This window comes from Nocardia sp. NPDC056611, assembly GCF_042792755.1.
Lineage (GTDB): Bacteria > Actinomycetota > Actinomycetes > Mycobacteriales > Mycobacteriaceae > Nocardia.
The window spans coordinates 653,948-678,073 of the sequence record NZ_JBHTVV010000001.1; the positions used below are offsets into that span (position 1 = coordinate 653,948).

Sequence of the window (24,126 nt, forward strand, 5' to 3'; positions counted from 1 at the left end):
TCATGGGACGAATCGATCTTCGAATCTTCACCGAACCCCAGCAGGGCGCGTCCTACGACACCCTGCGCACGGTCGCCAAGGCCGCCGAGGACCTCGGCTACGACGCCTTCTTCCGCTCCGACCACTATCTGAAGATGGGCGACGCGGACGGCCTGCCCGGCCCCACCGACGCCTGGATCACCCTGGCCGGGCTGGCCCGCGAGACCAGCCGCATCCGGCTGGGCACCCTGGTCACCTCGGCGACCTTCCGGCATCCGGGCGTGCTGGCCATCGAGGTGGCCCAGGTCGACGCCATGTCCGGCGGGCGCGTCGAATTCGGTTTCGGCGCGGGCTGGTTCGAGGCCGAACACGCCGCCTACGGCATCCCGTTCCCGGCCGAGAAGTTCCCGCGCTTCGAGGAGCAGCTGGCCATCGTGACCGGCCTGTGGTCGACGCCGGTGGGGGAGACCTTCTCCTTCACGGGCCGGCACTACACGCTCAGCGATTCCCCGGCGCTGCCCAAGCCCGCGCAGGACCGCGTCCCGGTCATCATCGGCGGTATGGGCGCCAAGCGGACCCCGCGCCTGGCCGCGCGGTACGCGACCGAGTTCAATGTGCCGTTCCAGTCCGCCGAGGCCAGCGCCGACCAGTTCGATCGGGTCCGCATGGCGGCCAAGGACATCGGCCGCGATCCCGCGGACATCACCTTCTCCAATGCCCTGGTCGCCTGTGTCGGCGCGACCGATGCGGAGGTGGCGCGGCGCGCGGCCGCCATCGGGCGCGAGGTGGACGAGCTGCGGGCCAACGGCCTGGCGGGCAGCCCGGACGAGGTGGTCGACAAGCTCGGCCGCTACGCGGAGATCGCCGGGACGCGCCGGGTCTACCTGCAGGTGCTGGACCTGTCGGATCTGGACCACCTGGAGCTGATCGCCACTCGTGTGATGGGTCAACTGACCTGATCCTTCGGTAAAGCTGAGGTAAAGTCCGTTCAGTCCGATCTGTGGGGTTCGGGAACTCCGGGCCCCCATCACGCGTTGGACGAATAGCTTCACTGGCCACGACCGACGTGAGCCGCGACTCCAGAAAGGGACGCACGGAAATGCGCTCCACATCCAACCCGGTCTTCCGGAACTTGCAGCCGCAGCAGGGCGGCTATGCCGGCTTCGGCTCGGCGCCTGGAGCCGGACAGTTCCCCAGCAACCCCTACGGTCAGCAGCCGCCGCAGTACCCTGGCGGGTACCAGCAGCCCTACCAGCCGGCCGTGCCCACCACCCGTCCGATGACCATCGACGATGTCGTCCAGAAGACCGGCATCACCCTCGGCGTGGTCACCCTGACGGCGATTCTGTCCTACGCGCTCACCTCGGCCAACCACGGCCTCGCCATGCTGTTCCTGCTGGTCGGCGGTCTCGGCGGCTTCGCGCTCGCCATGATCATGACCTTCGGCCGCAAGCAGGACAACCCGGCGCTGGTGCTCAGCTACGCGGCGCTGGAAGGCCTGCTGCTGGGCTCGTTCTCGTTCCTGTTCACCAATGTCGAGATCGGCGGCGTCGGCGGCTCGGGCCTGATCGCGCAGGCGGTGCTCGGCACCTTCGGCGTGTTCTTCGGCATGCTCGTGGTCTACAAGACCGGCGCGATCCGCGTCACCCCGCGCTTCACCCGCATGATCGTCGGCGCCATGATCGGCATCCTGGTGCTCATGCTCGGCAACCTGGTCGCCGGTTTCTTCACCTCGGGCGGCTTCGGCCTGCGTGACGGCGGCCCGCTGGCCATCGTCTTCAGCCTCGTGGTCATCGCGGTCGCGGCCTTCAGCTTCCTGCTGGACTTCGACGCCGCCGACCAGCTCATCCGGGCCCAGGCTCCGGAGAAGGCGGCCTGGGGCGTGGCGTTCGGCCTGACCGTCACCCTGGTCTGGCTGTACCTCGAGATCCTGCGCCTGCTCAGCTACTTCCAGGACCGGTAGCGATAGCCGCATACAAGAGGCGAGAACAGTGGGCGGGCATCGGGAATCCGGTGCCCGCCCACTGCTGTGTAGCCAAGCCTGAGAACAGAATCAGTCGTTGGTCACCACCTCCTTCAGCACGTCGGTGGCGACGTGATCCTCGCCGCAGTGCGCGGCGAGAATGCCGACGCTCGAACAGTTCCGCAGGCGCAGCGGCAGGATCGCCTGATAGGCGGGCGACTCGTACCAGTCGATGACGGCTTGGTCGTCGGGGAATTCGATGACGATGGCGATCGCGCTCGCCGGGCCCTCGATGACCCGCTGGATGCCGCCGTGGACGATGAACTTGCCGCCGAACGGTTCCAGCGTGGAGTCGATGCGCTCCAGGTATTCCACGATCTCGGCGTTGAGGTCCACGTCCCACAGATTGGCGATGGCGTAACCGGGCATTTCGAGCTCCTCGATCGGATTGCTGTGCTGCCCTTGATGTTTCCGCCTACGCGGAACGAAGTCGATTACCTGCCAGGTAATACCGCGGGCCCGGCGCCCGGGAGAACGAAACGGGCCGCCCGACCGTGAGGTCGAGCGGCCCGCGTCAGTGCCGAGTTATCAGCTCAGGCGCTCGATGATCATCGCCATACCCTGGCCGCCACCGACACACATGGTCTCCAGACCGAACTGCTTGTCGTGGGTCTGCAGGTTGTTGATGAGGGTCGCGGTGATGCGGGCGCCGGTCATGCCGAACGGGTGGCCGAGGGCGATGGCGCCACCGGACACGTTCAGCTTGTCCTCGTCCATGTTCAGCTCGCGAGCCGAACCCAGGACCTGAACGGCGAAGGCCTCGTTGATCTCGTACAGGTCGAGGTCGTTGATGGTCATGTTCGCGTTCTTCAGGGTGTTGCGCACGGCCTCGATCGGGCCCAGGCCCATGACCTCGGGCGACAGACCGGAGACGCCGGTGGCCACGACGCGGGCCAGCGGGGTCAGGCCCAGCGCCTTGGCCTTGGTGTCGGACATGACGACCAGCGCGGCCGCACCGTCGTTCAGCGGACAGGCGTTACCGGCGGTGATGGTGCCGTTCTCGCGGAAGACCGGCTTCAGCTGCGAGATCTTCTCGTAGGAGGTGCCGGCGCGCGGGCCGTCGTCGGTGGTGACGACGGTGCCGTCGGGCAGGGTCACCGGGGTGATCTCACGCTCGAAGAAGCCGGCCTTGATGGCCTCCTCGGCGCGGTTCTGCGAACGCACGCCCCAGTGGTCCTGGTCCTCGCGGGAGATGCCGGTGAAGGTGGCGACGTTCTCGGCGGTCTCACCCATGGCGATGTAGACGTCCGGGAGCAGGCCCTCGGCGCGCGGGTCGGTCCAGGTGGCGTTGGAGGCCTTGGTCGCCTGGGTGCGGGCCTCGGCGTCGGCGAAGCGCGGGTTGTGGCTGTCCGGCCAGCCGTCCGCGGTGCCCTTCGGGAAGTTGGAGACGGTCTCGACACCGGCCGAGATGAACACGTCGCCCTCGCCCGCCTTGATGGCGTGGAACGCCATGCGGGTGGTCATCAGCGAGGAGGAGCAGTAGCGGTTGACGGTGACGCCCGGCAGGGAGTCGTAGCCGAGCTGCACGGCGACCGAGCGCGCGATGTTGAAACCGGCGTAACCGGCGGGCTGGCCGCAGCCCAGCAGCAGGTCGTTGACATCGTTGACGTCCAGGCCCGGCACCTTGTCCAGGGCGGCCTGCACCATCTGCGCGGCCAGATCGTCCGGTCGCATGCTCACCAGAGAACCCTTGCCGGCGCGGCCGATCGGCGAGCGGGCGTACGAAACGATGACGGCCTCAGCCATGAGGACTCCTTTTTTGCTGGGGTGATCCTCTTCGAATTTACGACGGGTGTGTTTCGTGTCCTACATCCGGTATGCCGGTATCCCATCCACTGGTCTGTGGGAAATCGCACTCGCGCGGCTCTCGTGCCGCACTGCCTGCGGCAGCGCGGCACGAGTCGAGAAGGGGTAGGGCACGTTCGCGTTCACGAGGGGACATCAAAAGTGCTGTGGGACGGGATGTTCGCCATGTCGGTGTAGACGGTGACGACGATGTGCCCGGGTCCGGTGTCCTGGAACAACGCGTAGTGCTCGCTGCCGTAGAAGCCCGCGAGGACGGGAACTCGATATTCGCCGGCGGCGCCGGTGTTCATGTTGCGCCAGGCGACGGTGGCGGTGGTCTCACACATCGGCGCGAAGGAGAACTCGCCCGGATCGAACCCGGCGACCGGCAGCGCCTGCACGTTCACGATCGCCCGGCCGGGCCACTGCGGGCTGGTCTCGGCCCAGGATCGGATAGTGCCGCCGCACAGCATCGCATCGTGGTACATGCTCGGGACCTGCGGAAACTCGATGGTTCCGGCGGTGGCGGGAGCGGCGGAGATGATCATGGTCGTGCTGCCGAGAACGGTCAGCAGGGAGGCGGCGGCCACGCTCGTCGGCATCCTCATGGGGCGATGGTAATTTCCGGTAAGCGTGATATCGCCGACGTGCGCGAAGGCCCGCATCTCCTTTCTGCAACGATGATGGGTATGCGCATCGCTAACCATGTCGTCGATCTGATCGGAAACACCCCGCTCGTCCGGTTGAACTCCGTGGTGGGGCCGAACTCGGGACTGGTGGCGGCGAAGGTCGAGTACCTCAACCCGGGCGGCAGCTCGAAGGACCGCATCGCCGTCAAGATGATCGACGCCGCCGAGAAGGCCGGGCTGCTGAAGCCCGGCGGCACGATCGTCGAACCGACCTCCGGCAATACCGGTGTGGGCCTGGCCCTGGTCGCGCAGCAGCGCGGCTACAAGACCGTGTTCGTCTGCCCGGACAAGGTCAGCGAGGACAAGCGCAACGTGCTGCGCGCCTACGGCGCCGAGGTCGTGGTCTGCCCGACCGCGGTCGCGCCGGAGGACCCGGACAGCTACTACAACGTCTCCGACCGCCTGGTCCGGGAGATCCCGGGCGCCTGGAAGCCGGACCAGTACTCCAACCCGGGCGGGCCGGAATCGCACTACGAGACCACCGGTCCCGAGATCTGGCGCGACACCGAGGGCAAGATCACCCACTTCGTGGCGGGCGTCGGCACCGGCGGCACCATCACCGGCACCGGCCGCTACCTCAAGGAGATCTCCGGCGGCAAGGTCAAGATCGTCGGCGCGGATCCGGAGGGCTCGGTCTACTCCGGCGGCACCGGTCGTCCGTACCTGGTCGAGGGTGTCGGTGAGGACTTCTGGCCGACCGCCTACGACCCGGCCATCCCGGACGAGATCATCGCCGTCTCCGACGCCGACTCCTTCGAGATGACCCGCCGCCTGGCCCGCGAGGAGGGCCTGCTGGTCGGCGGCTCCTGCGGCATGGCGGTCGTCGCGGCGCTCAAGGTCGCCGAGCGCGATCCGGACGCCGTGGTGGTCGTGCTGCTGCCGGACGGCGGCCGCGGCTACCTGTCGAAGATCTTCAACGACCAGTGGATGAGCTCCTACGGCTTCCTGCGCTCGCGCCTGGACGGCACCACCGGCGGCGAGGTGCACGTGGGCGACGTGCTGCGCGGCAAGTCCGGCGAACTGCCGGACCTGGTGCACACCCACCCGCAGGAGACCCTGCGCGACGCCATCGAGATCCTGCGCGAGTACGGCGTCTCGCAGATGCCGGTCGTCGGCGCGGAGCCGCCGGTGATGGCGGGCGAGGTCGCGGGCTCGGTCACCGAGCGCGATCTGCTGTCGGCCGTGTTCGAGGGCCGCGCCAAGCTCACCGACCCGGTCTCCATGCACATGAGCCCGGCCTTCCCGCTGATCGGTGCGGGCGAGCTGGTCTCGGCCGCGACCAAGCTGCTCGAGAGCACAGACGCCCTGATGGTCGTCGACGACGGCAAGCCGGTCGGCGTCATCACCCGCCACGACCTGCTGGGCTTCCTGAGCACCGACGCGCTGGTCTAGCCGACCGCGAAGTCTCACCCGCCCGCCGGAACCGTGAAAGTTCCGGCGGGCGGTTCGCTGTCCAGGGGCGCACCCCGCCCATATCGGTCGATCCACCTAGCCCCGGCGGGCCGGTTCAGCCGGGAAGCAGCCTGTGACCGCGTGTGGCCAGACGCACGTGGCCCTCGCGTCAGGTGAGTCCGCACGGGTATTCGGCGCGCGCGGCCTCGGCGGACAGGTGGGCGGCGGCCTCGCTGGGTTTGTGCGCGAGTCGGCGCGGGCGGTTCGGTTATGGCGGCCAGCACGTCGGCGGCCTCCGGCAGCCGCGCCACGGTGAACAGGTCGTGGACGCGCAAGCCGCGGTGGTGGGCGCTGCCGTCGAGCCGTTCGTGACGCCCGGCGGCGACCTCGGCCAGTTGGTGAGGTGGGGGAGCGGCGCAGGACCCGTTCGGTCCAATAGTTTTGCGGCCGAACCCTTTCCAGGCCGCTGTGGCCGAGTCGGCCGGGGTGTTCCAGATCGATCCGGAGACGGCAGCGCGGCCGAGTTCGCCTGCGGCGTCGGCGAGTTCGGCCGTGTGCGTCGAATGTCCCAGCAGAGAGCGGCCTTTCAGATCCGCCACGGTCGACAGGGGCCGGAACAGATGATCGCGGTCCCGCGGCCGGATCGCGGTGGGCAGCCCGGGTTCTGCGCTCACCACCGCGGTCAGCGGACCCGGTTGGTCCGGCCCGCTCCACATGGCGTCTTGGTCGGCGGCGAACACCACAACCAGGTCGGGATCCAGGTGCCCGCCCGGCGGCCCCGAGCAGCGCGGCGTGGAAGACCGCCCGTCGAGCGGCCTCGGCCAGGCGTAGCTGGGCGGCGTCGGCAACCAGGCAGAACCTTCTCGAACGGCCTTTCCGGTGGCCGGATCAGTGCGGGACAGGGCCGCCGGCACTTCGATGACCAGGGTGGATGCCATGTTCCGACCTCATTCGCGCGGTACTTCGTTGCGAGGTCTTTATCTGCCGTGAGAATTGTGACGTGTGTGATTTGAGCTAACTACTGTGATTTGCTGGACCGTTACCAAAGGGAGCCGAAACGCCGGTGGAACGCCGCGAAATATGCCAAATGTCGGTATATCGCGATCCGAGGGCGAAATTGTTCTGTGATCTGAAACACTTAATGGTTTTAATTGAATCACCAGGTCATCGCATGTATTGATGCAGGTCCGAGGCGTGTGCCTGGGCCGAATTCATCTGTCGTTAACCTTTGATTCAGTCTGCGTTCACTATGCGCTATCAAGCTGTGACCTTGTCGGAAACAGACCGCAAGTCTGGATGGCGCAAGGAGATGTGAACACACATGCGGAACGTGATCACCACATCGGTGCGCTGAGGCTCACGGCCGGGAGGCCGTCACCCTCGCTGCCGCCCTCTAGGTAGGGCGCCAACTCCATTGACCCGTAACGGGTTTCACAACAGCATCCACAACAGCCCGCAGTGTGCAGGTGAGCGTCGGTAGACGCCCGCGTGACCAAGCGCTGCCATTTCAGGCCCGCGAGCCCGAAACCGAACAGGAATCCAAATTCGCCATGCCCAAGAATGTTATGTCTGCTCTCAGTGACCCTGCCAAACGTAGCAAGGTAGTTGCCACCGCTCGGACGGCCGGTGCCGCCGCTCTCGCCCTCGGCGTGTTCGGCTCCATCTTCACCGCCGCCGGCGCCGCGAACGGCGATGTCGAGCCCGCTGCGCTGAAGCAGACCCTGGCCGCCGCCACCGCGCCCGCCGCGACCCTCAAGTTCGCGTCGGCCGGCGAGCACCCCGCCGCGGCTCCGGCCCCGGCCGCGGCTCCGGCCCCCATGCCGGCCCCGCTGCCCGAGGTGGCCCCGGCGCCCGCTCCCGAGCCGGCTCCGGCCCCCGCGCCGCCGGTCTACGCCGACAACCTGGACGGCTGGATCCGCCAGGCGCTGGACATCATGGCCCAGCGCGGCATCCCGGGCAGCTACGACGGCATCTTCCGCAACATCATCCGGGAGTCCAGTGGCAACCCGCAGGCGATCAACCTGTACGACTCGAACGCCGCCATGGGCATCCCGTCCAAGGGCCTGCTGCAGGTGATCGACCCGACCTTCGCCGCCTACCACGTCGACGGCACCCCGTTCGACGTCTGGGATCCGGTCGCCAACATCGTGGCCGCCTGCAACTATGCGGCGCACCGCTACGGCTCGATGGACAACGTCAACAGCGCGTACTGATCCACCGACGACATCACGATGGCCCGCCCGATGAGGGGCGGGCCATTCGTCGTATTCGGGCGGTTGTCCGATCCGATTGGGCAACACTTTCGCAAACAGCCGGATCCGGCGATCGACTCGGCGTATAACGGCCCCGTGGAGCAGTTCCGGCACCCGGCCGGAACAGATAGCGAAGGGACGGGGTCATGCACACCTCGAGTTCGGCTATCGATATCCAGATCGGGCGAGGACTCTCCGACGCGTGGAGTTCCATCGCCACCTGGCTGCCCAAATTCGTCGGGTTCCTGGTCATCCTGCTCATCGGCTGGTTCGTCGCGAAACTCGTGGCCCGGCTGGTGACCCGAATCCTGCACCGAGTCGGCTTCGATCGCCTGGTCGAACGCGGCGGTATCAGGGAGATGCTCGCCCGCGGCCGCTACGACGCCACCGGCATCATCGCCAAGCTGGCGTACTACGCGGTCCTGTTGATCACCCTGCAACTCGGCTTCGGCGTCTTCGGCCCGAATCCGGTGAGCACCATGCTGAACGCGGTCGTGGCCTGGCTGCCGCGACTGGCCGTCGGCATCATCATCGTCTGCGTCGCCGGCGCCATCGCCCGCGTCGTCCAGGACATGGTGTCGAACATGCTGAGCGGCCTGGACTACGGCCGCATGCTGGGACGCATTGCGGCCGTGTTCATCTGGGGCATCGGCATCATCGCCGCGCTCAATCAGATCGGCGTCGGCACCTCGGTCACCATGCCGATCCTCATCACCGTCCTGGCCACCGTGGGCGGCATCCTCGTCGTCGGTATCGGCGGCGGTCTGATCCGGCCCATGCAGCAGCGCTGGTCGGGCTGGCTGGACACCATCGAGGGCGAGATGCCCGAGGTGAAGGGCCACGCCCAGGCGTATCAGCGCGGCCGCGAGGACGCCGCGCGCCAGCGTCAGGCCCAGGAGGCCATGGCCGCGCAACGGGCCGCCATGGCGCAGCAGCCGACCATGGCGGGCCAGGGCATGGGCCAGATGCCTCCGGGCAAATGGGCCGAACCCGGCAGTGGCGCAATGGGATACGGACAGCAGGGGTATCAGCAGGGCGGGTATCAGCAGGGCGGGTACGGGCAGGGCGGCGGCCAGATGCCTCCGCAACAGCCTGGTCAGATGCCCCAGCAACAGTCCGGGCAGATGCCTCCGCCGCAGACCGGGCAGATGCCTCAGCAACAGTCCGGGCAGATGCCGGCGCCCGGAGCCGGGATGCCGTCACCGCACAGCGGCCAGATGCCGTCACCGCAGAGCGGCCAGACGCCATCGCAATCCGGCCGGATGCCCCAGAGCGATCAGCCGACGCCCCCGGCGCAGCGCCCCGAGCGGGGCGACCGGCACGGCGACCAGGATCGCGGCGACATGTAGCCGACGTCTTCCGGGATCAGGGAGCTCTCAGCGTGGAATCTCGTCGATTCCCCGCGCTGACGGCTCCCTGATCTCGTTCGGGGTTCAGGAGGCGCGGGCGAGGGAGCAGACGGCGGCCAGGCGGAGATGCAGCCAGTCGGCGTCCTGCCAGTCCAGGGGAGAGCGCGGGAGGGCGATCTGTTCGGCCTCCCGGAGGTCCTCGAGGATGCCGCGGGCGTACCCGGCGAGCAGCACGCTGACCGGGACCAGGTTGGAGTTCTCCACGCCCAGGTCGAGGATGTCGCGGACGGCGGCGGCGTGCTGGTCGATGACCGCGCTGACGCCGGGGAAGACCGCCGCGGCTTCCAGGGCGGGGGCTCCGTGGGTGCGCTGCAGTCGATTCAGGGTTTTACGCGCCGAGACGACGAGCAAAGCGGAGCCGGGCACAAACACCCGGCGATGCTAGCAACCCGCCCGCGGCGCGCGGATGGAGTGTGATATATCACGCATTCGTCCGGAAGTCCCGCTCAGCGGAAGGCTTTCGAGCCGGTGAGCGCCTCGCCCAGCACCAGCTGGTGCACCTCCGCGGTGCCCTCGTAGGTGAGCACGGACTCCAGGTTGTTGGCGTGCCGAAGCACCGGGTACTCGAGGGTGATGCCGTTCGCGCCCAGGATGGTCCGGCATTCCCGCGCGATTCTGATGGCCTCACGGGTGCTGTTCAGCTTGCCCGCGCTGATCTGCTCAGTGGAGATCACGTGCCGGTCCTTGAGCCGTCCGAGGTGCACGGCCAGCAGTTCGCCCTTGCCGAGTTCGAGCGCCATGTCGGCGAGCTTGGCCTGGGTGAGCTGGTAGGCGGCGAGGGGCTTGTCGAAAACCTCGCGGGTTCGTGAGTATTCGATCGCGGCGGACAGGCAGTCGCGGGCCGCGCCGAGCGCGCCGAAGATGATCCCGAACCGCGCCTCCGACAGGCAGCCCAGTGGCGCCGCCAGGCCCCGCGCCTCGGGCAGCTGGGCGTCGGCGGGCAGCCGGACGCCGTCGAGAGCGAGTTCCGCGGTGATCGAAGCCCGCAGGGACAGTTTGTGTTTCATCTCCCGGGCGCTGAATCCCGGTGTGTCCGTGGGCACCACGAAGCCGCGGATCACATCCCGCTCGCCCTCGCGCGACTGCGCCCACACGATGGCGATATCGGCCACCGACCCGTTGGTGATCCACATCTTCGAGCCGTCGAGGATCCAGTCGTCCCCGTCGCGTCGCGCCCGCGTCCGCATGCCGCCCGGATTGGATCCGAAGTCGGGTTCGGTGAGCCCGAAGCAGCCGATCACCCGCCCGGCCGCCATCTCCGGCAGCCACCGCAGCTTCTGCTCCTCGGACCCGTACTTGTGGATGGCGGTCATGGCCAGCGACCCCTGCACCGACACCATGCTGCGCACCCCGGAGTCGACGGCCTCCAACTCCAGGCAGGCCAGCCCGTACGCCGTCGCCGAGGTGCCGGCGCACCCGTACCCCTCCAGATGCATCCCCAGCAGCCCCAGCTTGCCGAGTTCCGGAGCCAGCTCCCGCGCCGGGAAGGTCCCCTCCTCGAACCATTCGGTCACCCGTGGCCGCAACCGTTCCGCCGCGAACGCGCGCACCGTCTCGCGGATGGCGCGTTCCTCGTCACTGAGCAGGGAGTCGATGGCGAACAGCTCGTCTACGGTGACCATGCGCCCACGATAGGACCGCCCGCGCGACGCCCACAACGCCGCGCCGATACCGACCCGGGGGCGGGGCGGACCGGCCGCGTCCTTAGGCTGTTCGCATGAGCGATCAGCTGGGTTTCTCCACACGGGCGGTGCACGCCGGGTTCGATCCGGACCCTCAGACCGGTGCGGTGAACGTGCCGATCTACGCGAGTTCGACCTTCGCCCAGGACGGGGTCGGCGGCATGCGCGGCGGCTACGAGTACGCGCGCACCGGCAACCCGACCCGGACCGCGCTGGAGGCCAACCTGGCCGCGCTCGAATCCGGCTCCTACGGGCGGGCTTTCGCCTCCGGTATGGCGGCCACCGACTGCGCGATCCGGGCCAACCTGCGCCCCGGCGACCACATGGTGATCCCGAACGACGCCTACGGCGGCACCTTCCGGCTCATCGACAAGGTGTTCACCCAGTGGGGCATCGAGTACTCGGTCGCGCCGATCTCGGACGTGGACGCGGTGGCCGCGGCCATGCGCCCCAACACCAAGCTGGTGTGGGTGGAGACCCCCACCAACCCGCTGCTGAACGTCGGTGACATCGCGGCGCTGGCCGAGGTCGCCCACACGGGCGGCGCGAAACTGGTCGTGGACAACACCTTCGCCTCCCCGTACCTGCAGCAGCCGCTGCTGCTGGGCGCGGACATCGTGCTGCACTCGACCACCAAGTACCTCGGCGGTCACTCCGACGTGGTCGGCGGCGCGCTCATCACCAACGACCAGGAGCTGGACACCAAGTTCGCGTTCCTGCAGAACGGCGCGGGCGCGGTCCCCGGCCCGATGGACGCCTTCCTCACCCTGCGCGGCATCAAGACCCTGGCCCTGCGCATGGACCGGCACTGCGACAACGCCGAGACCATCGCCGAGTTCCTGGCCAACCACCCCAAGATCGCCCAGGTCATCTACCCCGGCCTGCCCGAGCACCCGGGCCACACGGTGGCGCAGAAGCAGATGCGCCGCTTCGGCGGCATGATCTCGGTGCGCGTGCACGGCGGCAAGGAAGCGGCGCTGGACTTCTGCTCCAAGACCAAGATCTTCACGCTGGCCGAGTCCCTCGGCGGCGTGGAATCGCTGATCGAGCACCCGGGGGCGATGACCCACGCCTCGACCGAGGGCTCCGCCCTCGAGGTCCCCGCCGACCTGGTCCGCCTCTCGGTCGGCATCGAGGACATCAGCGACCTCCTCTCCGACATCGAGCAGGCGCTGGCCTGACTCTCGGGGGCTCTCAGGGGCTTCGCCCCCGAACTCCCACCAGCACAAAGAAGCGCCGCACCGGATTCCGGTGCGGCGCTTCTCGTGCATTTCGGCCGATACAGCGTTCGTCAGCTGTGGTACGGCTCCGCGGAGACCAGGGTCACCTTCATGGTCTTGCCGTTGGGCAGGGTGTATTCGCGGGTGTCGCCGACCTTGGCGTCGATGAGGGCGCCGCCCAACGGGGAGTTGGGGGAGTAGGTCTCGAGGTCGGCGCTGCCGAGGCCCTCTTCGCGGGTGGCGATGAGGAAGGTCTCGGTGTCGGACTCGTCGCCGTCGTAGTAGACCTTGACGACCGAGCCGGGCAGGGCGACGCCGGACTTGGTGGGCGCGACGCCGACCTTGGCGTTGTTCAGCAGTTCCTGCAGCTGGCGGATACGCGCCTCCTGCTGGCCCTGCTCTTCACGCGCCGCGTGGTAACCGCCGTTCTCCTTGAGGTCGCCCTCTTCACGGCGCTCGTTGATTTCGGCCGCGATGACGGGACGGTTGGCGATGAGCGCGCCGAGTTCGCTCGTGAGCCTCTCGTGCGACTCCGGGGTCAGCCAAGTCACGGTCTCAGTCATCTCGATCACTCCCTAGTAGTTGTCCCCGGCAAGCCGGGATTCCCTGATGCCCGCTGCTGAAACCCATCCGGAGATGGGCACACAGCAGCCCTGGACAGCCAGAGCGATCCCTGGGGAGAGTCCCGACAGCGCCGGCCGTCAATGCAGCAAACACGGCTCCGAACGCCGGAACCGTGTATCGCGTCATTTTAGCACGATTTGAAAATGCGCAGGTAGAAGCGTCAATGCGGGTCGCATACCCGACTTTTCACCCGGCGCGCAGGTAGGCCGGCACATGCTCGGTGCAGCCGTACACATTGGCCGCGCCGGCCCGGCGGGCGGTCTTGATCGTGGTGTCCATGCGGACGGTGCCGGCGTCGGAGCCGGGAACCAGGATCTCGCGGCGGCCGACCTCGTCGGTGTCGCCGTCCATGGCGCGCACGATGCAGGCGACCGCGGTGCCGGGATCCTTGCGAGTCACCTTGAAGTCGATGGTGACGGTGGAGTCGTCGACGACGGTGTAGCCGAGGCGTTCCGGTTCGATGTCCTGCGGCCCGTAGGTGCGGAAGCCCAGGTAGGCGACCACGAGTCCGCCGACGAGGACGATCGGTCCGAGGGCCCAGGGCAGCCAGCGGCGGTTCTTCCGCGGCTTTATCCCGTACCTGTCGGCCGGTCTTTCGCTCATGTCGGGGACGCTCCCGGGGGGTAGGTCGGAACAAACAACGATCGGATGGAACTATAGGGAATGGATATCCGATGCCTGTGTCCGGACTCGGCACGTGCCAGTTGACGCAGCGCGACGCTACGAGGTGAAAACGTGATCGGTGAGGTGAACGAGAAGTGAGTGGTCTTCGCCTCATGGCGGTGCACGCCCATCCCGACGACGAATCCAGCAAGGGCGCGGCCACCACCGCGCGCTATGCCGCCGAAGGCAACGAGGTGCTGGTCGTCACCCTCACCGGCGGGGAGCGCGGCGACATTCTGAACCCCGCCATGGACACCCCCGGCATCAAGGACCGCATCACCGAGGTCCGCCGCGAGGAGATGGCCGCCGCCGCCGAGGCGCTGGGCGTCCGCCAGACCTGGCTGGGTTTCGTGGATTCTGGTCTGCCGGAAGGTGATCCGCTGCCGCCGCTGCCCGAGGGCTGCTTCGCGCTGGTGCCGCTGGCGGAGGCCGCCGAGGCGCTGGTGCGGGTGGTGCGCGAGTTCCGGCCGCACGTCATCACCACCTATGACGAGATGGGCGGCTACCCGCACCCGGACCACATCATGTGCCACCAGGTGTCGGTCGCGGCCTTCGAGGCCGCCGGCGATCCGGAGCGGTTCCCCGACGCGGGTGAGCCCTGGACGCCGCTGAAGCTGTACTACGACCACGGCTTCAGCCTGGCCCGGCTCGAGGTCTTCGCCGCCGAGTACGAGCGCATCGGCGAACCGTTCCCCATGCAGGAGTGGATGGACCGGATGCGCAAGTACGCCGCCGAGCGCGGCGACATCATGGCCCGGGTGACCACCCAGGTCGAGTGCGCCAAGTACTTCCCGGCGCGGGACGACGCGCTGCGCGCCCACGCCACCCAGATCGACCCCAATGGCGCCTTCTTCGCGGTGCCGACGGAGATGCAGCAGCGGCTGTGGCCGACCGAGGAGTTCGAGCTGGCCAAGACCCGCGTCAAGACCGCGATCCCGGAGACCGACCTGTTCGCGGGCATCGACGACGCCGACACCGAGGACGCCGCCCGATGATGCTCACCCTGCTCGCCCAGACCAACAATTCGCCCACCGGCCCGGAGTTCGGCAAGGCGTCTCCGCTGGGTCTGGTGATCGTGCTGGTGTTGCTGGCGGGCACCATCCTGCTCATCCGGAACATGAACAAGCACATCAAGAATCTGCCCGCCGAGTTCTCCCCGGAGCACCCGGAGGCGGATCAGGAAGCCGACGAGGGCACCGAGCACGGGATCGCCGCGCAGGAGGACGACGACGCGTCGCCGCGCAGCGAGTCCAAGCCGGAAGCCACCAACGGCACGGCCTGATCCGACGATGTGCAGCGCCCCCGGTCGATGGACCGGGGGCGTTGTCGTTTCCCGGCGCCCGGAACAATTCCGGTCACGCTGCCGTTTCCGCTCCGGAGAGCGAAAAAGCCGGAGTGGAAAGGGAAATCGCGATGCCGAGCCCGGAGATGCACGAGTTCATCGAACAGTTCGAGCAGCGCCGGGCAGCCCGGCCCGACACCCCGCCGTCCCTGGCGGAACTCCGGGCCGGTTTCCTGCCCGCGGGCCGGAAGTACGCGGTTCCCGATGATGTTCGGGTGAGCGCGGTGTCGGCGGCGGGCGTCCCCGCGTACTGGCTGGACGCGCCGGGCACCTCGCCGGACCGGGTGCTGGTGTACGTGCACGGTGGCGGTTTCACGCTGGGCTCGCTCGACAGTCACGGCGAGCTGGCGGCGCGGCTGGGCCGGGCGGCCGGGGCGCGGGTGCTGTTCCCGGAATACCGGTTGACGCCCGAGCACCCGTATCCGGCGCCGGTCGAGGACATTCGCGCGCTGTGGCGCTGGTTGCGGGAGGACCAGGGCGTCGCCGCGAGTTCCATTGCGCTGGCGGGTGATTCGTCGGGTGGCAATCTGGTGGCGGCGCTGCTGCTGGAGTTGCGCGATGCCGGGGCGGAGCTGCCCGCGGCGGCGGTGCTGCTCTCGCCCGCGTTGGATATGAGCGGGTCCGGGGTCTCCATGACCGAGCGTGACGGGCAGGACGCGATCTTCACGCCGGGCATGCTGCGCGGGATCTTCGCGACCTATCTGGACGGCGCGGATCCGCGGATTCCTTCGGCCTCACCGCTTTTCGGGGATCTGACCGGGTTGCCTCCGTTGCTGATCCAGGCGGGGACGGCCGAACTGCTGCTCAGTGATGCCGAGGGCATCGCGGCCGCCGCGCGTGAGGCGGGGGTGGAGGTGGCGTTGACGTTGGGGGAGGGTCTCCCGCACGTCTACGTGATCATGCGGGACACCCCGGAAGCGGCCGCGGCCACCGAGGAGATCGCGGCCTTCGTGCGCAAGCGCCTGGGCTGAGCCGGTCCCGGTCCGGAGTCGCCGGGTTTTACTCCAGGGTCGGCTGGTCGTAGCGGGTGAATCCGCCCTTGCCGTCGGTGTCCACGCCGAGGAATCGCCCGGCGTGGAAGGGATTGTTGGCGAGCAGTCGGACCACCGTGTTGTCGGGGTCGAAGAGGTCGAGGACCGCGCCGTAATCGCCGCGGTCGAAGACCTCGCCGCGGGTGTAGTCGAGTTCGTCGGCGCGGGCGGCGAACGCGTGCAGGTCGTCGACGGAGTCGACTTCCAGCGCGAAGGCGTCGAAGCCGCCGAGATCCGGTTGCCCGGCGCAGTATTCGCGTTCACGCAGCGCGATGCCGAATCCGCTGGGGTGCATGAGCTGCGCGCCGCGCAGTTCGCCCTCTTCGCGTAATTCCCCGGCCAGGCGCAGGTCGAGTAGGTCGGTGTACCAGGCGACGCTGCGCGCCAGATCGCTGACCGGCAGCTTGACGTGGCGGATGCGGACGAGTCCGGCCATGGGTGGCTCCTGATTCGGTGCGCGCGGTGTCGTCGGGCGGGAACCCCGCAAGGATGCCACTTCCCGGCCGCCGTGGCGTGTAATGGCGCCGGACCGGCGGAATGATGGCCGTTACGCCGCCGGGTCAGACCGCCGGGTCGGCGGTGAGGTGGAGGTAGGCGGTGTCGAGGGGGATGTCGACGGCGAACCAGGCGGCCGGGCGGTCGTCGTCGCGCGGGCACCAGGCGGTCGCCACGCACAGGCGGGCGGCCTCGTCGGTGGCCAGGCCGGGCAGGTGCCATTCGATCCGGGCCGGATCCCGGTAGCGGACACCGTATTCGGTGTCGTGGTCGTCGGCGTGGATCTGGTGCGCCCAGCTGCCGGGCATGAGGCGCGCGTCCTCGGCCTGCAGGGCCAGCAGTTCCGAGTCCGGGCCGCCGATGCACACCATGAAGTGGTCGTTCTCGATGCTCACCGCCGCGAGGCACTCACCGGTGTCCGGGCCGCTGGTGGTCCCGGCGGGCAGATCGGTCAATTCGGCCGTGAACACTAGTCCCGGCACCGCGCTGTGCGCCTTCACCTGCCAGATCCCGGCCCACAGCGCGACCGGTGCGCCCCCGTCCCAGGCGGGCATCTCGATACTCCCGACCAACAGGTCGACGGTGGCGTCCCGATGCCGCCACCGGTGCAGATGCGACCCGTTCGGCAAGCGCCACAGCGTGTTCGGGCCGGCGGGCAGCAGCTCCGACCCGACGGTGACGCCGAACCCCACGATTCCGAGCGGGGTATCGATCACGGCGGGACGGCGGTCTACCTGAGCGAGGCGGTCGGTGGGGAGCATGAACCCATCATGCAGGGTGCGTATCGGAGCCCGCTGACCGGTTGCACCCGTTAGTTTTTCGTAAAGGAAATTTCCGGGTGCCCGGCGCGGGATTAGCGTTTGTGCTGTCGAACAGCTGCGGTTCCGGGGGGTGGGGTTGATGGCGGCGGATGTGATCGGCAAGTTCGCGCGGGTGACGGCCGCGATCACCCCAGGCCACCTCGGGGAGGTGTTGATCGAGGTGCGGGCCGGGTCCGAACGGTTCCTGGCGCGCGCCGCCGACAGCGAGTCGACGATTCCCAAGCACGCTCAGGTGCTCGTGGTCGGCAGTCTGGGTGGCCGGACCGTCGAAGTCGTTCCCGTGAAATGAAGGTGCATCGTGGACATCCTGGTCATTGGTGTGGTCGGGTTGGTGTTCGTTGTTCTGCTGGCCGGAATCGGGGTGCTGCGGCTCGCGTGGCGCGTCGCCGAACCCGATGAGGCGCTGATCATCTCGGGCTTCCGGGCCGGATCGGGGCCGGGCGGGTCGGGGGAGAGCATGGGGTTCCGGATCGTCACCGGGCGTGGGTGCCTGGTCGCTCCGGGATTGACCAAGGTGCGGCGAATCTCGCTGGAGGCGCACGAATCCCAGATCGTGGTGCCGTGCGTGAGCCGGCAGAAGATCGGTCTGCATCTCACCGGTGTGGTCATGTACAAGGTCGGCGACGACTACACCTCGATCGCCAACGCGGCGCGGCGGTTCCTGGACCGGCCCACCGACGAGCTCGAGACCAAGGTGCAGAACGTGTTCATCGGTCATCTGCGCGCCATCGCGGGCTCGATGACCGTGCAGGACATGATCAGCGATCAGGACAAGTTCTCCGAGCAGGTGCGGGACCGCTGCTCGCACGAGATGGAGTCCTTCGGCCTGGTGATCGACTCGTTCCAGATCCAGTCCATCGCCAGCGAGTCGAATTACATCGCGAACCTGGCCGTTCCGCATCAGGCGGAGGTGGAGCAGTACGCGCGCATCGCGCGCGCCAATGCCGAACGCGAGGCGATCGCGCAGGAGCAGGCCGCGCAGGCGCAGGTCGCGCTGTCGGTGCGTGACACCCAGATCAAGAAGGCCGGATATCAGGCCGAGGTGGACCGGGCCACGAAGGACGCGCAGCAGCAGGGTCCGCTGGCCGAGGCGACCGCCCGTCAGGCGGTCGTGGAGGTCGAGACCAAGGTGGCGCAGCTGGAGGCGCAGCAGAAGGAGCAGCAGCTCCAGGTGGAGATCCGCAAGCCGGCCGACGCCGAGGCGTACCGGCAGACCACTCTCGCCACCGCGGCCCGTGACGCCCGCATCAGTCAGGCCGAGGCCGACGCCCAGGAAACCCGGTTGCGCGCGGAAGCCGCTGCGGCGCAGACGAAGTTGCAGGCCCTCGCCGAAGCCGAATCGATCAAGGCGCGGGCGGCCGCGCAGGCCGAGGCGACCCGGCTCAACGGTCAGGCGGAGGCGGATGCGATCAAGGCGCGCGGTCTCGCCGAAGCCGACGCGGTGCGCGCCCGGATGGCGGCCGAGGCGGCGGGCATTCAGCAGCGCGCCGAGGCGATGAGCCAGAACCAGGAGGCGGTGATCGCCCAGCAGATCGCCGAGCACCTGCCGGAGATCGTGGCCGCCGCGGCGAAGCCGTTCGAACACGTCGGGCAGTTCACGGTGCTCAACGGAGCCCAGGGCGTGACCTCCGCATTGGCCGAGATCATCCAGCAGGCAGGGACTCTCACCTCCATGGCGCGGGAATCGCTGATGCCGGTCCTCGAGCCGGACACCACGCCCAACGGCGAGGTCACCCTCAGCGCCAACGGTCACTGATCAGCCGGGCCGGTGGTCCGCGCGGATCACCGGCCCGTCGGCCTCAGCCGTGCGCCATGGAGTCGACGAGCGGGCTCACGATCAGGCCGTACATCAGCCCCAGGAAGATCGTGTGGGTCACGCAGAAGAACGCGAAGCGGCCGCGGGCGGCGTTCGAATCGAAATGCTCACGCAGCTTGGCCCGGAGCTGTGCGGGGGAACGTACGTCCCAGCTGTCCAATCGCAGGTACCGGCCGAGATAGATGCCTATCGAGGCGGTGAGGCGGAAGTTCCAGGCCATCGGCCGGTAAACCGGTACTCGATAGATCCGCGAGCGCATGTAGATGAGTAGCAGCGCATATGTGTTGAGTCCCAGGACGCAGAGCAGAAGTAGTACGCCAGGCCTCATATCGGCAACCTATCGCTAAAGGGGCAAATAGTTGGCAATGGCCCGGTGGGAAGAATTCCCACCGGGCCGTTCGCGGTTCGTGCGCTGGTATTCCGCGATCATGCGCCAGCCGGGACCTCCGCGCCGCGCCGGGCCGGAGACCGGAAGGTCACCAGGGCGAGCGCCGCCGCGCCGACGGCGATGATCCCGGCCGTCACGAACGCGGCCGAGAAGCCATCGGTGAGCGCGCCGGCGTCACCGAGCTGGTCGGCCCCCGCGTTCGCGGCGATGGCGGTGACCGCGGCCAGGCCCAGCGCCGAGCCGATCTGGTAGCCGGTGTTCACGATGCCCGAGGCGAGGCCGCCCTCCTGCGGCGGCGCGGCCGAAATCGCCGTCTGCAGAGTGGGAATGAAGGCCAGCGACATGCCCAGCGCCGCCACCAGTGAACCGGGCAGCACGTCGATCCAGAAGTTGCCGTCGGGACGGATGAACGACAGCCACGCCAGTCCGGCGGCCAGGATGACCAGGCCCGCGACCGTCATGGTGCGAGCGCCGAAGCGCGCGAACAGTTTCGGCGAGATCGCGATCATGCCGATCATGATGAGCGCGGTCATGGGCAGCAGCGCCGCACCCGACGGGAACGCCGAATAGCCGAGGACCTGCTGCAGATACAGGTTCAGGAAGAACCACATCGGCACCCATGCCGCGCCCAGCAGCACCTGGGCGAGGTTGGCCGCGCCGAGGTCGGGTGCGCGGAAGATGCTCAGCGGCATGAGCGGTTCGCGGCGGCGAGCCTGGATCGCGATGAACGCGCCGAGCAGGGCGACGGCCGCCGCCAGCACCACCCAGGTGGAGGTGGCGGACCAGTCCCCGCGCACCACGGCGAAGACCGCCGCGCCGAGGCCGAGGGTGGCGGTCGCCGCGCCGAGCAGATCGACGGACGCGTGCGGGGCCATCGCGCCATCGGGCACCAGAGCCGGAGCGGCCAGCAGCGCTACCAGCGCGATCGGGATATTGATGTAGAAAACCCAAGGCCACGAGGCATATTGGGTGATCAGGCCGCCGAGGAACACCCCGGCCGTGCCGCCTGCCGGTGCGGCCGCTCCGTACACGGCGAACGCCTTGGTCAGTTCGCCGGGATTGCCGCCGAACAGCATCATCAGCAAGGTCAGAGCCGAGGGTGCGATGAGGGCCGCGCCCGCGCCCTGGACGCCGCGTCCGATCAGTTCGACCGCGGCGTTTCCGGCGAGCCCGGCGACCAGCGAGCCGACCGCGAGGACGCCCCATCCGGTCTGGAAGATCCGCCGTGCGCCGACGATGTCGGACAGTTTGCCGCCGAGCAGCAGCAGGCCGCCGAACACGACCACGTAGGCATTGAAGACCCAGGACAGGTTCTCCTGCGAGAACCCCAGCGCGTCCTGCATTTCCGGCAGTGCGACGCCGATGATCGAGGTGTCCATGATGACGATGAACTGGGCGAGGGCGATGAGCCCCAAGGCGATCCAGCGCCGCGACGGGGGCGGCGCGGAGGTGTGGGTGGACATAGGAATCACTCCCTGGCAGAGGTTTCGGGGCCGGGGTGGCCACGGGCAGTTCCAACCCGTCCATTGGTACCCCCATGGGGTATTAGAAAACAGCCCGGAGCACTGTGACACTTCTCATACCTATTGGGGGTATAGGTATCCGCAGGGGTTCTGTCCTGCGCGAAAACGTCCTTGGCTCCGAAACTTTCGCGAGATTCGAACGGGGACACGCCCCGGACATGGTTGACATCGACCCGGTGTCGGCTGTGAGGATTGGCCGATGATGAAACGAACGATCAATAGCTTGACCGCCGTTGCCATCCTCGGAGCGGGCGTCGCCGTCGCCGCACCGGCCGGCGCCGAACCCAACGGCAGCCCCTGTCAGCTGGGCTGGTCGAACACCGAACCGCGCTCCTGCGCGCAGAGCAGCTTCAATATGAGCCCGGTCTTCACCCTCGGCAACGGGGTGTGCGCGGGCATGTTCTCCACCGGCGGTACGGCTTTCGACGGACCGCTCTACCAGTACTCCGAAGCGCCCGGCGCCTCGCACTCGGTGATCCTGCGCATCAGCCAGGGCTTCTCACCGCTGGGTAACTGGGCCGCGCAGCTGCTGGCCTGCGATGTCAACGCCATCATCGACTGGAACAACGCCGACACCGGCCAGCAGGGCAGCGTCACCCGCTTCATCGCCGCGGGGCAGAGCAGCACCTATCCGGCCATCTTCCCGGTCGAAACAGGCGCCGGCCGGGTGCACCTGACCATCCGCACCGACCGCGCCAACATCCCGGCGAATATCGACGTCGTCGTGCCGTAGGACCCTCCGGGCTCACGAACAGGCTCCCATCCGAATATCGGATTCGGATGGGAGCCTTCGTCATCGGGGCCGTCGGGCGGCCGAATATCCGCTCAGCGAGTCGGGGCCGGGGCGGGTGCGGACAGGAACTGGCGCAGGCCCTCGGCGACGGCGGCGTCGCCCCGCACGGTCGGGTGGCCGGGCTGTCCGTACCAGTCGGGGCCCGGGGTGAAGATCCCGTTCAGCCAGGGGTCGGGGGAGCACAGGCCGTGGCCCGCGGTGACCGCGGCGGCGTCGAAGTACTCCACGCCGAGCGCGGCCGCGGCGTCGCGCGGGGCCTCGCGGAGGCTGTCGAAGACATCGGTGACCGCACCCGCGTGCGGCAAGCCGACCGGGACGCCCAGCACGCCCATGCAGATCGCGTCGCTGCCGGGGGTGTGCAGTTCCTGGTAGCCGACCAGGACGATGCGCGCGTTCGGCGCGTAGTAGCGGATGTAGGTGATGATGTCGCGCAGGTGGTCGACGTAGTCCTGACCGGTGAGCAGCGCGGGCGGATTCGCGTTGGTGGCCGCGTCGGCCGTGCTGCACCCGCGCAGCACGTCGAGCAGGCAGGGCACCAGCTCGTTCTGGGCCACGTGGTCGGAACCCCAGGCGTCGTTCAAACCGAACTGGAGCAGCACCGCCTTGGTCCGCGGCCCGAACGCACCGTTCGTGGCCGCCTGCCGCGCCTCGGTCAGCGCCGTCCAGAACCGGTCTTCACCGTGCCGCCACATGTACGCGCCGACGCAGGAGACGTCCTCGACATCCTTGGTCGCCGACAACCCCATCCGGTCCGCCAGCTGGGTCGGCCAGGAGGTGGGCAGATGCGGGCACGCCACCCCGGTGGGCTGGGGCTGCATCGTGGACCAGGTGGCATTGGCGGTGTTCGAATCGCCCATGACCACCAGCGACTTGCCTTGCGCCTGAGCCGGATCGGCGTCCGCCCCGGCGACCGGCGCGGTGAGGCCGCTCAATAACGCCGCCCCTCCGAAGACCATTGCGACGGCGGAAAGGAAGCGGCTCATGGTCCTCGGCATTTCGTACGGTCAGGGTGCTATGTCCGGTATGGGGTCGCCAGATCCTAGCGTGTCGGTCGCGGGGGTCACGGTCAAACCGAGCATCCGGAGTAGATACGCGCAGTCCTCGGCGTCGAGCGAGTGGCCCGCGACGGTGTGGGCGGCCAGGGCGTTCCGCTCCTCTTCGGCGGCCCGCTCCGCCTCCCGCGCGGCGCTGAAGCCGCTCTGCTCATGCTGGAGGGTGGTCTGTCGTGCAGGGCCCATCGGAATACATCCCGCCATTGGCGCCGGGTCACCGAATCCGACTGACCCGGGCCGACAACTACTCACCCCACCCTACGGGCTACCGCTGCTCGCCCGGTCCGCTCGCGCCGAAATGCTCGATGAGCAGCCGGGTCACCGATTCGGGCGCTTCGTCGGGGATCCAATGCGATACGTGCGGCAGCACTTCGACTCGGAACGGGCCGTCGGCGAATCGATCCGTCAGTTTGATGCCGCTGTCGAGCACCGCGGTGTCGCCGTCGCTCCACACCTGGAGCGTCGGGACGTCGACCCGGCCGCGCAGGAAGCGTGGCGAGGAGAACGGCGCGCCGCGGTACCAGTGCAGCCCGCCGCGGGCGATCGCGCGGTCGCGCAGCCGCGCGGCGTCGCGCTCGCTGACCTGCGCGGTCTGGCCTGTTCGCCGCAGCAACGTCCGGAAGAGCCCGGTACGAAGCAGTATTTCGGGAATCACCGGCAACTGGAAGAAGTACATGTACCAGGACGCCGGCCCTTGGCGGGTGGTGAGGATGGCGCGGGCGAACGCGCCCGGATGCGGTACCGACAACGCGGTCAGCGACCGCAGCCGCTCGGACCCCGAGATCGCCGCGGCCCAGGCCGCGGCTGCTCCCCAATCGTGCCCGACGACGTGCACCGGACGCCCGATCTGGTCGATCATCGACAGCACGTCCGCGGCCAGCTCGTCGAGCCGATACTGCCAGCGCCAGCGCGGGGCCGCGGTGCGGCTCGCGCCGCGCAGGTCCGGCGCGAAGGTCCGGAAGCCGGCCTGATTGAGCAGCTCCGCCACCTCATGCCAGCTGCGCGAGTCCTGCGGCCAGCCGTGCAGCAGCAGGACCGGGTCGCCGGTGATCGGCCCGGAATCGATCACCGGGAACACCAGGCCGTCACGTCGAAAAGCGGTGAATCGCCCCGCGGATCCATCGGTCGCCATTGACCTGCACCTTTC

At 68.5% G+C, this 24,126-nt stretch carries 27 protein-coding genes; 12 read left to right on the forward strand and 15 right to left on the reverse strand.

All coding sequences use genetic code 11. From position 1 onward, the window contains the following. The first annotated feature begins 11 nt into the window (after window positions 1–11). Window positions 12–938 carry an LLM class F420-dependent oxidoreductase gene (locus ACFRAQ_RS02905; RefSeq protein ID WP_379095759.1) on the forward strand — a complete coding sequence of 309 codons (927 nt, stop codon included), beginning with the start codon at window positions 12–14 and terminating at the stop codon, window positions 936–938. A gap of 140 nt (window positions 939–1,078) precedes the next feature. Next, window positions 1,079–1,942, forward strand: a complete 864-nt coding sequence (locus tag ACFRAQ_RS02910; protein ID WP_379093294.1) for a Bax inhibitor-1/YccA family protein — start codon at window positions 1,079–1,081, stop codon at window positions 1,940–1,942. 90 nt (window positions 1,943–2,032) lie between these two features. Here the strand turns inward: ACFRAQ_RS02910 and ACFRAQ_RS02915 are convergent, their stop codons facing one another. From ACFRAQ_RS02915 to ACFRAQ_RS02925, 3 genes are all read right to left on the reverse strand, one after another. Then, a complete protein-coding gene (locus ACFRAQ_RS02915) occupies window positions 2,033–2,371 on the reverse strand; it encodes a DUF1330 domain-containing protein (protein ID WP_379093297.1) in 339 nt (112 codons plus the stop codon). 159 nt (window positions 2,372–2,530) lie between these two features. Beyond that, window positions 2,531–3,748, reverse strand: coding sequence for an acetyl-CoA C-acetyltransferase (locus ACFRAQ_RS02920; protein WP_357280193.1), 1,218 nt, complete (start codon window positions 3,746–3,748; stop codon window positions 2,531–2,533). A gap of 182 nt (window positions 3,749–3,930) precedes the next feature. Further along, window positions 3,931–4,395, reverse strand: a complete 465-nt coding sequence (locus ACFRAQ_RS02925; protein WP_379093300.1) for a hypothetical protein — start codon at window positions 4,393–4,395, stop codon at window positions 3,931–3,933. A gap of 81 nt (window positions 4,396–4,476) precedes the next feature. On the opposite strand from ACFRAQ_RS02925, the gene ACFRAQ_RS02930 reads away from it, so the two are divergent. Beyond that, a complete protein-coding gene (locus ACFRAQ_RS02930; RefSeq protein ID WP_357091799.1) occupies window positions 4,477–5,868 on the forward strand; it encodes a cystathionine beta-synthase in 1,392 nt (463 codons plus the stop codon). Window positions 5,869–5,882: 14 nt separating this feature from the next. Here ACFRAQ_RS02930 and ACFRAQ_RS02935 read toward each other — a convergent pair whose 3' ends face one another. Next, window positions 5,883–6,806 (reverse strand): hypothetical protein, encoded by a 924-nt coding sequence (locus tag ACFRAQ_RS02935; RefSeq protein WP_379093303.1) that lies wholly within the window; start codon window positions 6,804–6,806, stop codon window positions 5,883–5,885. Between the two features lie 711 nt (window positions 6,807–7,517). Between ACFRAQ_RS02935 and ACFRAQ_RS02940 the strand changes: the two genes are divergently transcribed. After that, window positions 7,518–8,081: a transglycosylase SLT domain-containing protein gene (locus tag ACFRAQ_RS02940; protein ID WP_379093306.1), complete on the forward strand. Its 564-nt coding sequence runs from the start codon at window positions 7,518–7,520 to the stop codon at window positions 8,079–8,081. 185 nt (window positions 8,082–8,266) lie between these two features. Next, window positions 8,267–9,469: a hypothetical protein gene (locus tag ACFRAQ_RS02945; RefSeq protein ID WP_379093309.1), complete on the forward strand. Its 1,203-nt coding sequence runs from the start codon at window positions 8,267–8,269 to the stop codon at window positions 9,467–9,469. Between the two features lie 84 nt (window positions 9,470–9,553). On the opposite strand, the gene ACFRAQ_RS02950 is transcribed toward ACFRAQ_RS02945, so the two are convergent. Both ACFRAQ_RS02950 and ACFRAQ_RS02955 read right to left on the reverse strand, forming a co-directional pair. Continuing rightward, on the reverse strand, window positions 9,554–9,901 hold the full coding sequence (locus ACFRAQ_RS02950) for a DUF6401 family natural product biosynthesis protein (RefSeq protein ID WP_379093312.1): 348 nt from the start codon (window positions 9,899–9,901) through the stop codon (window positions 9,554–9,556). A gap of 74 nt (window positions 9,902–9,975) precedes the next feature. After that, window positions 9,976–11,151 (reverse strand): acyl-CoA dehydrogenase family protein, encoded by a 1,176-nt coding sequence (locus tag ACFRAQ_RS02955; protein ID WP_379093315.1) that lies wholly within the window; start codon window positions 11,149–11,151, stop codon window positions 9,976–9,978. A gap of 95 nt (window positions 11,152–11,246) precedes the next feature. Between ACFRAQ_RS02955 and ACFRAQ_RS02960 the strand changes: the two genes are divergently transcribed. Next, on the forward strand, window positions 11,247–12,392 hold the full coding sequence (locus ACFRAQ_RS02960; protein WP_379093318.1) for a cystathionine gamma-synthase: 1,146 nt from the start codon (window positions 11,247–11,249) through the stop codon (window positions 12,390–12,392). A 110-nt stretch (window positions 12,393–12,502) separates the two neighbouring features. On the opposite strand, the gene greA is transcribed toward ACFRAQ_RS02960, so the two are convergent. Then, complete coding sequence (gene greA / locus ACFRAQ_RS02965) at window positions 12,503–12,994, reverse strand: transcription elongation factor GreA (RefSeq protein ID WP_357280179.1); 492 nt, start codon at window positions 12,992–12,994, stop codon at window positions 12,503–12,505. Window positions 12,995–13,241: 247 nt separating this feature from the next. Beyond that, window positions 13,242–13,658 (reverse strand): DUF4307 domain-containing protein, encoded by a 417-nt coding sequence (locus ACFRAQ_RS02970; RefSeq protein WP_379093321.1) that lies wholly within the window; start codon window positions 13,656–13,658, stop codon window positions 13,242–13,244. A 173-nt stretch (window positions 13,659–13,831) separates the two neighbouring features. Here ACFRAQ_RS02970 and mca point away from each other — a divergent pair, with 173 nt between their 5' ends. From mca to ACFRAQ_RS02985, 3 genes are all read left to right on the forward strand, one after another. Beyond that, window positions 13,832–14,713 (forward strand): mycothiol conjugate amidase Mca, encoded by an 882-nt coding sequence (gene mca, locus ACFRAQ_RS02975; protein WP_379095762.1) that lies wholly within the window; start codon window positions 13,832–13,834, stop codon window positions 14,711–14,713. Next, window positions 14,713–15,000, forward strand: a complete 288-nt coding sequence (locus ACFRAQ_RS02980) for a hypothetical protein (RefSeq protein ID WP_379095766.1) — start codon at window positions 14,713–14,715, stop codon at window positions 14,998–15,000. The genes mca and ACFRAQ_RS02980 overlap by 1 nt, the downstream gene beginning before the upstream one ends. Before the next feature lie 131 nt (window positions 15,001–15,131). Next, on the forward strand, window positions 15,132–16,031 hold the full coding sequence (locus ACFRAQ_RS02985) for an alpha/beta hydrolase (protein ID WP_379093324.1): 900 nt from the start codon (window positions 15,132–15,134) through the stop codon (window positions 16,029–16,031). A gap of 28 nt (window positions 16,032–16,059) precedes the next feature. On the opposite strand, the gene ACFRAQ_RS02990 is transcribed toward ACFRAQ_RS02985, so the two are convergent. After that, window positions 16,060–16,527, reverse strand: a complete 468-nt coding sequence (locus ACFRAQ_RS02990; protein WP_379093327.1) for a VOC family protein — start codon at window positions 16,525–16,527, stop codon at window positions 16,060–16,062. A gap of 124 nt (window positions 16,528–16,651) precedes the next feature. Then, window positions 16,652–17,347: a hypothetical protein gene (locus ACFRAQ_RS02995; protein ID WP_357280171.1), complete on the reverse strand. Its 696-nt coding sequence runs from the start codon at window positions 17,345–17,347 to the stop codon at window positions 16,652–16,654. Window positions 17,348–17,486: 139 nt separating this feature from the next. Here ACFRAQ_RS02995 and ACFRAQ_RS03000 point away from each other — a divergent pair, with 139 nt between their 5' ends. Next, complete coding sequence (locus ACFRAQ_RS03000) at window positions 17,487–17,696, forward strand: hypothetical protein (protein WP_213559533.1); 210 nt, start codon at window positions 17,487–17,489, stop codon at window positions 17,694–17,696. Window positions 17,697–17,705: 9 nt separating this feature from the next. Continuing rightward, a complete protein-coding gene (locus ACFRAQ_RS03005; protein ID WP_379093331.1) occupies window positions 17,706–19,163 on the forward strand; it encodes an SPFH domain-containing protein in 1,458 nt (485 codons plus the stop codon). Between the two features lie 43 nt (window positions 19,164–19,206). Here ACFRAQ_RS03005 and ACFRAQ_RS03010 read toward each other — a convergent pair whose 3' ends face one another. Together ACFRAQ_RS03010 and ACFRAQ_RS03015 are read right to left on the reverse strand one after the other, a co-directional pair. Further along, window positions 19,207–19,551 carry a DUF1361 domain-containing protein gene (locus ACFRAQ_RS03010; protein ID WP_379093335.1) on the reverse strand — a complete coding sequence of 115 codons (345 nt, stop codon included), beginning with the start codon at window positions 19,549–19,551 and terminating at the stop codon, window positions 19,207–19,209. A 98-nt stretch (window positions 19,552–19,649) separates the two neighbouring features. Next, complete coding sequence (locus ACFRAQ_RS03015; protein ID WP_379093338.1) at window positions 19,650–21,074, reverse strand: MFS transporter; 1,425 nt, start codon at window positions 21,072–21,074, stop codon at window positions 19,650–19,652. A 283-nt stretch (window positions 21,075–21,357) separates the two neighbouring features. Between ACFRAQ_RS03015 and ACFRAQ_RS03020 the strand changes: the two genes are divergently transcribed. Beyond that, window positions 21,358–21,867 (forward strand): hypothetical protein, encoded by a 510-nt coding sequence (locus tag ACFRAQ_RS03020; RefSeq protein ID WP_379093341.1) that lies wholly within the window; start codon window positions 21,358–21,360, stop codon window positions 21,865–21,867. Between the two features lie 92 nt (window positions 21,868–21,959). On the opposite strand, the gene ACFRAQ_RS03025 is transcribed toward ACFRAQ_RS03020, so the two are convergent. From ACFRAQ_RS03025 to ACFRAQ_RS03035, 3 genes are all read right to left on the reverse strand, one after another. After that, entirely contained in the window at window positions 21,960–22,910 is a 951-nt protein-coding gene (locus ACFRAQ_RS03025; protein WP_379093344.1) for an SGNH/GDSL hydrolase family protein, read from the reverse strand. A gap of 21 nt (window positions 22,911–22,931) precedes the next feature. Beyond that, window positions 22,932–23,165: a hypothetical protein gene (locus ACFRAQ_RS03030; RefSeq protein WP_379093347.1), complete on the reverse strand. Its 234-nt coding sequence runs from the start codon at window positions 23,163–23,165 to the stop codon at window positions 22,932–22,934. 79 nt (window positions 23,166–23,244) lie between these two features. After that, window positions 23,245–24,111 carry an alpha/beta fold hydrolase gene (locus ACFRAQ_RS03035; protein ID WP_379093350.1) on the reverse strand — a complete coding sequence of 289 codons (867 nt, stop codon included), beginning with the start codon at window positions 24,109–24,111 and terminating at the stop codon, window positions 23,245–23,247. Window positions 24,112–24,126 lie beyond the last annotated feature (15 nt).

Bases quoted from the DNA above. Each gene is read 5' to 3' on its own strand.
- ACFRAQ_RS02910 (WP_379093294.1), top strand. From the start codon at position 1,079: ATGCGCTCCACATCCAACCCGGTCTTCCGGAACTTGCAGCCGCAGCAG.
- ACFRAQ_RS02995 (WP_357280171.1), bottom strand. From the start codon at position 17,347: ATGCTCCCCACCGACCGCCTCGCTCAGGTAGACCGCCGTCCCGCCGTG.
- greA (WP_357280179.1), bottom strand. From the start codon at position 12,994: ATGACTGAGACCGTGACTTGGCTGACCCCGGAGTCGCACGAGAGGCTC.
- ACFRAQ_RS02985 (WP_379093324.1), top strand. From the start codon at position 15,132: ATGCCGAGCCCGGAGATGCACGAGTTCATCGAACAGTTCGAGCAGCGC.
- ACFRAQ_RS03025 (WP_379093344.1), bottom strand. From the start codon at position 22,910: ATGAGCCGCTTCCTTTCCGCCGTCGCAATGGTCTTCGGAGGGGCGGCG.
- ACFRAQ_RS02930 (WP_357091799.1), top strand. From the start codon at position 4,477: ATGCGCATCGCTAACCATGTCGTCGATCTGATCGGAAACACCCCGCTC.
- ACFRAQ_RS02955 (WP_379093315.1), bottom strand. From the start codon at position 11,151: ATGGTCACCGTAGACGAGCTGTTCGCCATCGACTCCCTGCTCAGTGAC.
- ACFRAQ_RS02915 (WP_379093297.1), bottom strand. From the start codon at position 2,371: ATGCCCGGTTACGCCATCGCCAATCTGTGGGACGTGGACCTCAACGCC.
- ACFRAQ_RS03035 (WP_379093350.1), bottom strand. From the start codon at position 24,111: ATGGCGACCGATGGATCCGCGGGGCGATTCACCGCTTTTCGACGTGAC.
- mca (WP_379095762.1), top strand. From the start codon at position 13,832: ATGGCGGTGCACGCCCATCCCGACGACGAATCCAGCAAGGGCGCGGCC.
- ACFRAQ_RS03000 (WP_213559533.1), top strand. From the start codon at position 17,487: ATGGCGGCGGATGTGATCGGCAAGTTCGCGCGGGTGACGGCCGCGATC.
- ACFRAQ_RS03030 (WP_379093347.1), bottom strand. From the start codon at position 23,165: ATGGGCCCTGCACGACAGACCACCCTCCAGCATGAGCAGAGCGGCTTC.
- ACFRAQ_RS02925 (WP_379093300.1), bottom strand. From the start codon at position 4,395: ATGAGGATGCCGACGAGCGTGGCCGCCGCCTCCCTGCTGACCGTTCTC.
- ACFRAQ_RS02960 (WP_379093318.1), top strand. From the start codon at position 11,247: ATGAGCGATCAGCTGGGTTTCTCCACACGGGCGGTGCACGCCGGGTTC.
- ACFRAQ_RS03010 (WP_379093335.1), bottom strand. From the start codon at position 19,551: ATGAGGCCTGGCGTACTACTTCTGCTCTGCGTCCTGGGACTCAACACA.
- ACFRAQ_RS02990 (WP_379093327.1), bottom strand. From the start codon at position 16,527: ATGGCCGGACTCGTCCGCATCCGCCACGTCAAGCTGCCGGTCAGCGAT.
- ACFRAQ_RS02970 (WP_379093321.1), bottom strand. From the start codon at position 13,658: ATGAGCGAAAGACCGGCCGACAGGTACGGGATAAAGCCGCGGAAGAAC.
- ACFRAQ_RS02935 (WP_379093303.1), bottom strand. From the start codon at position 6,806: ATGGCATCCACCCTGGTCATCGAAGTGCCGGCGGCCCTGTCCCGCACT.
- ACFRAQ_RS03015 (WP_379093338.1), bottom strand. From the start codon at position 21,074: ATGTCCACCCACACCTCCGCGCCGCCCCCGTCGCGGCGCTGGATCGCC.
- ACFRAQ_RS02980 (WP_379095766.1), top strand. From the start codon at position 14,713: ATGCTCACCCTGCTCGCCCAGACCAACAATTCGCCCACCGGCCCGGAG.
- ACFRAQ_RS02945 (WP_379093309.1), top strand. From the start codon at position 8,267: ATGCACACCTCGAGTTCGGCTATCGATATCCAGATCGGGCGAGGACTC.
- ACFRAQ_RS02920 (WP_357280193.1), bottom strand. From the start codon at position 3,748: ATGGCTGAGGCCGTCATCGTTTCGTACGCCCGCTCGCCGATCGGCCGC.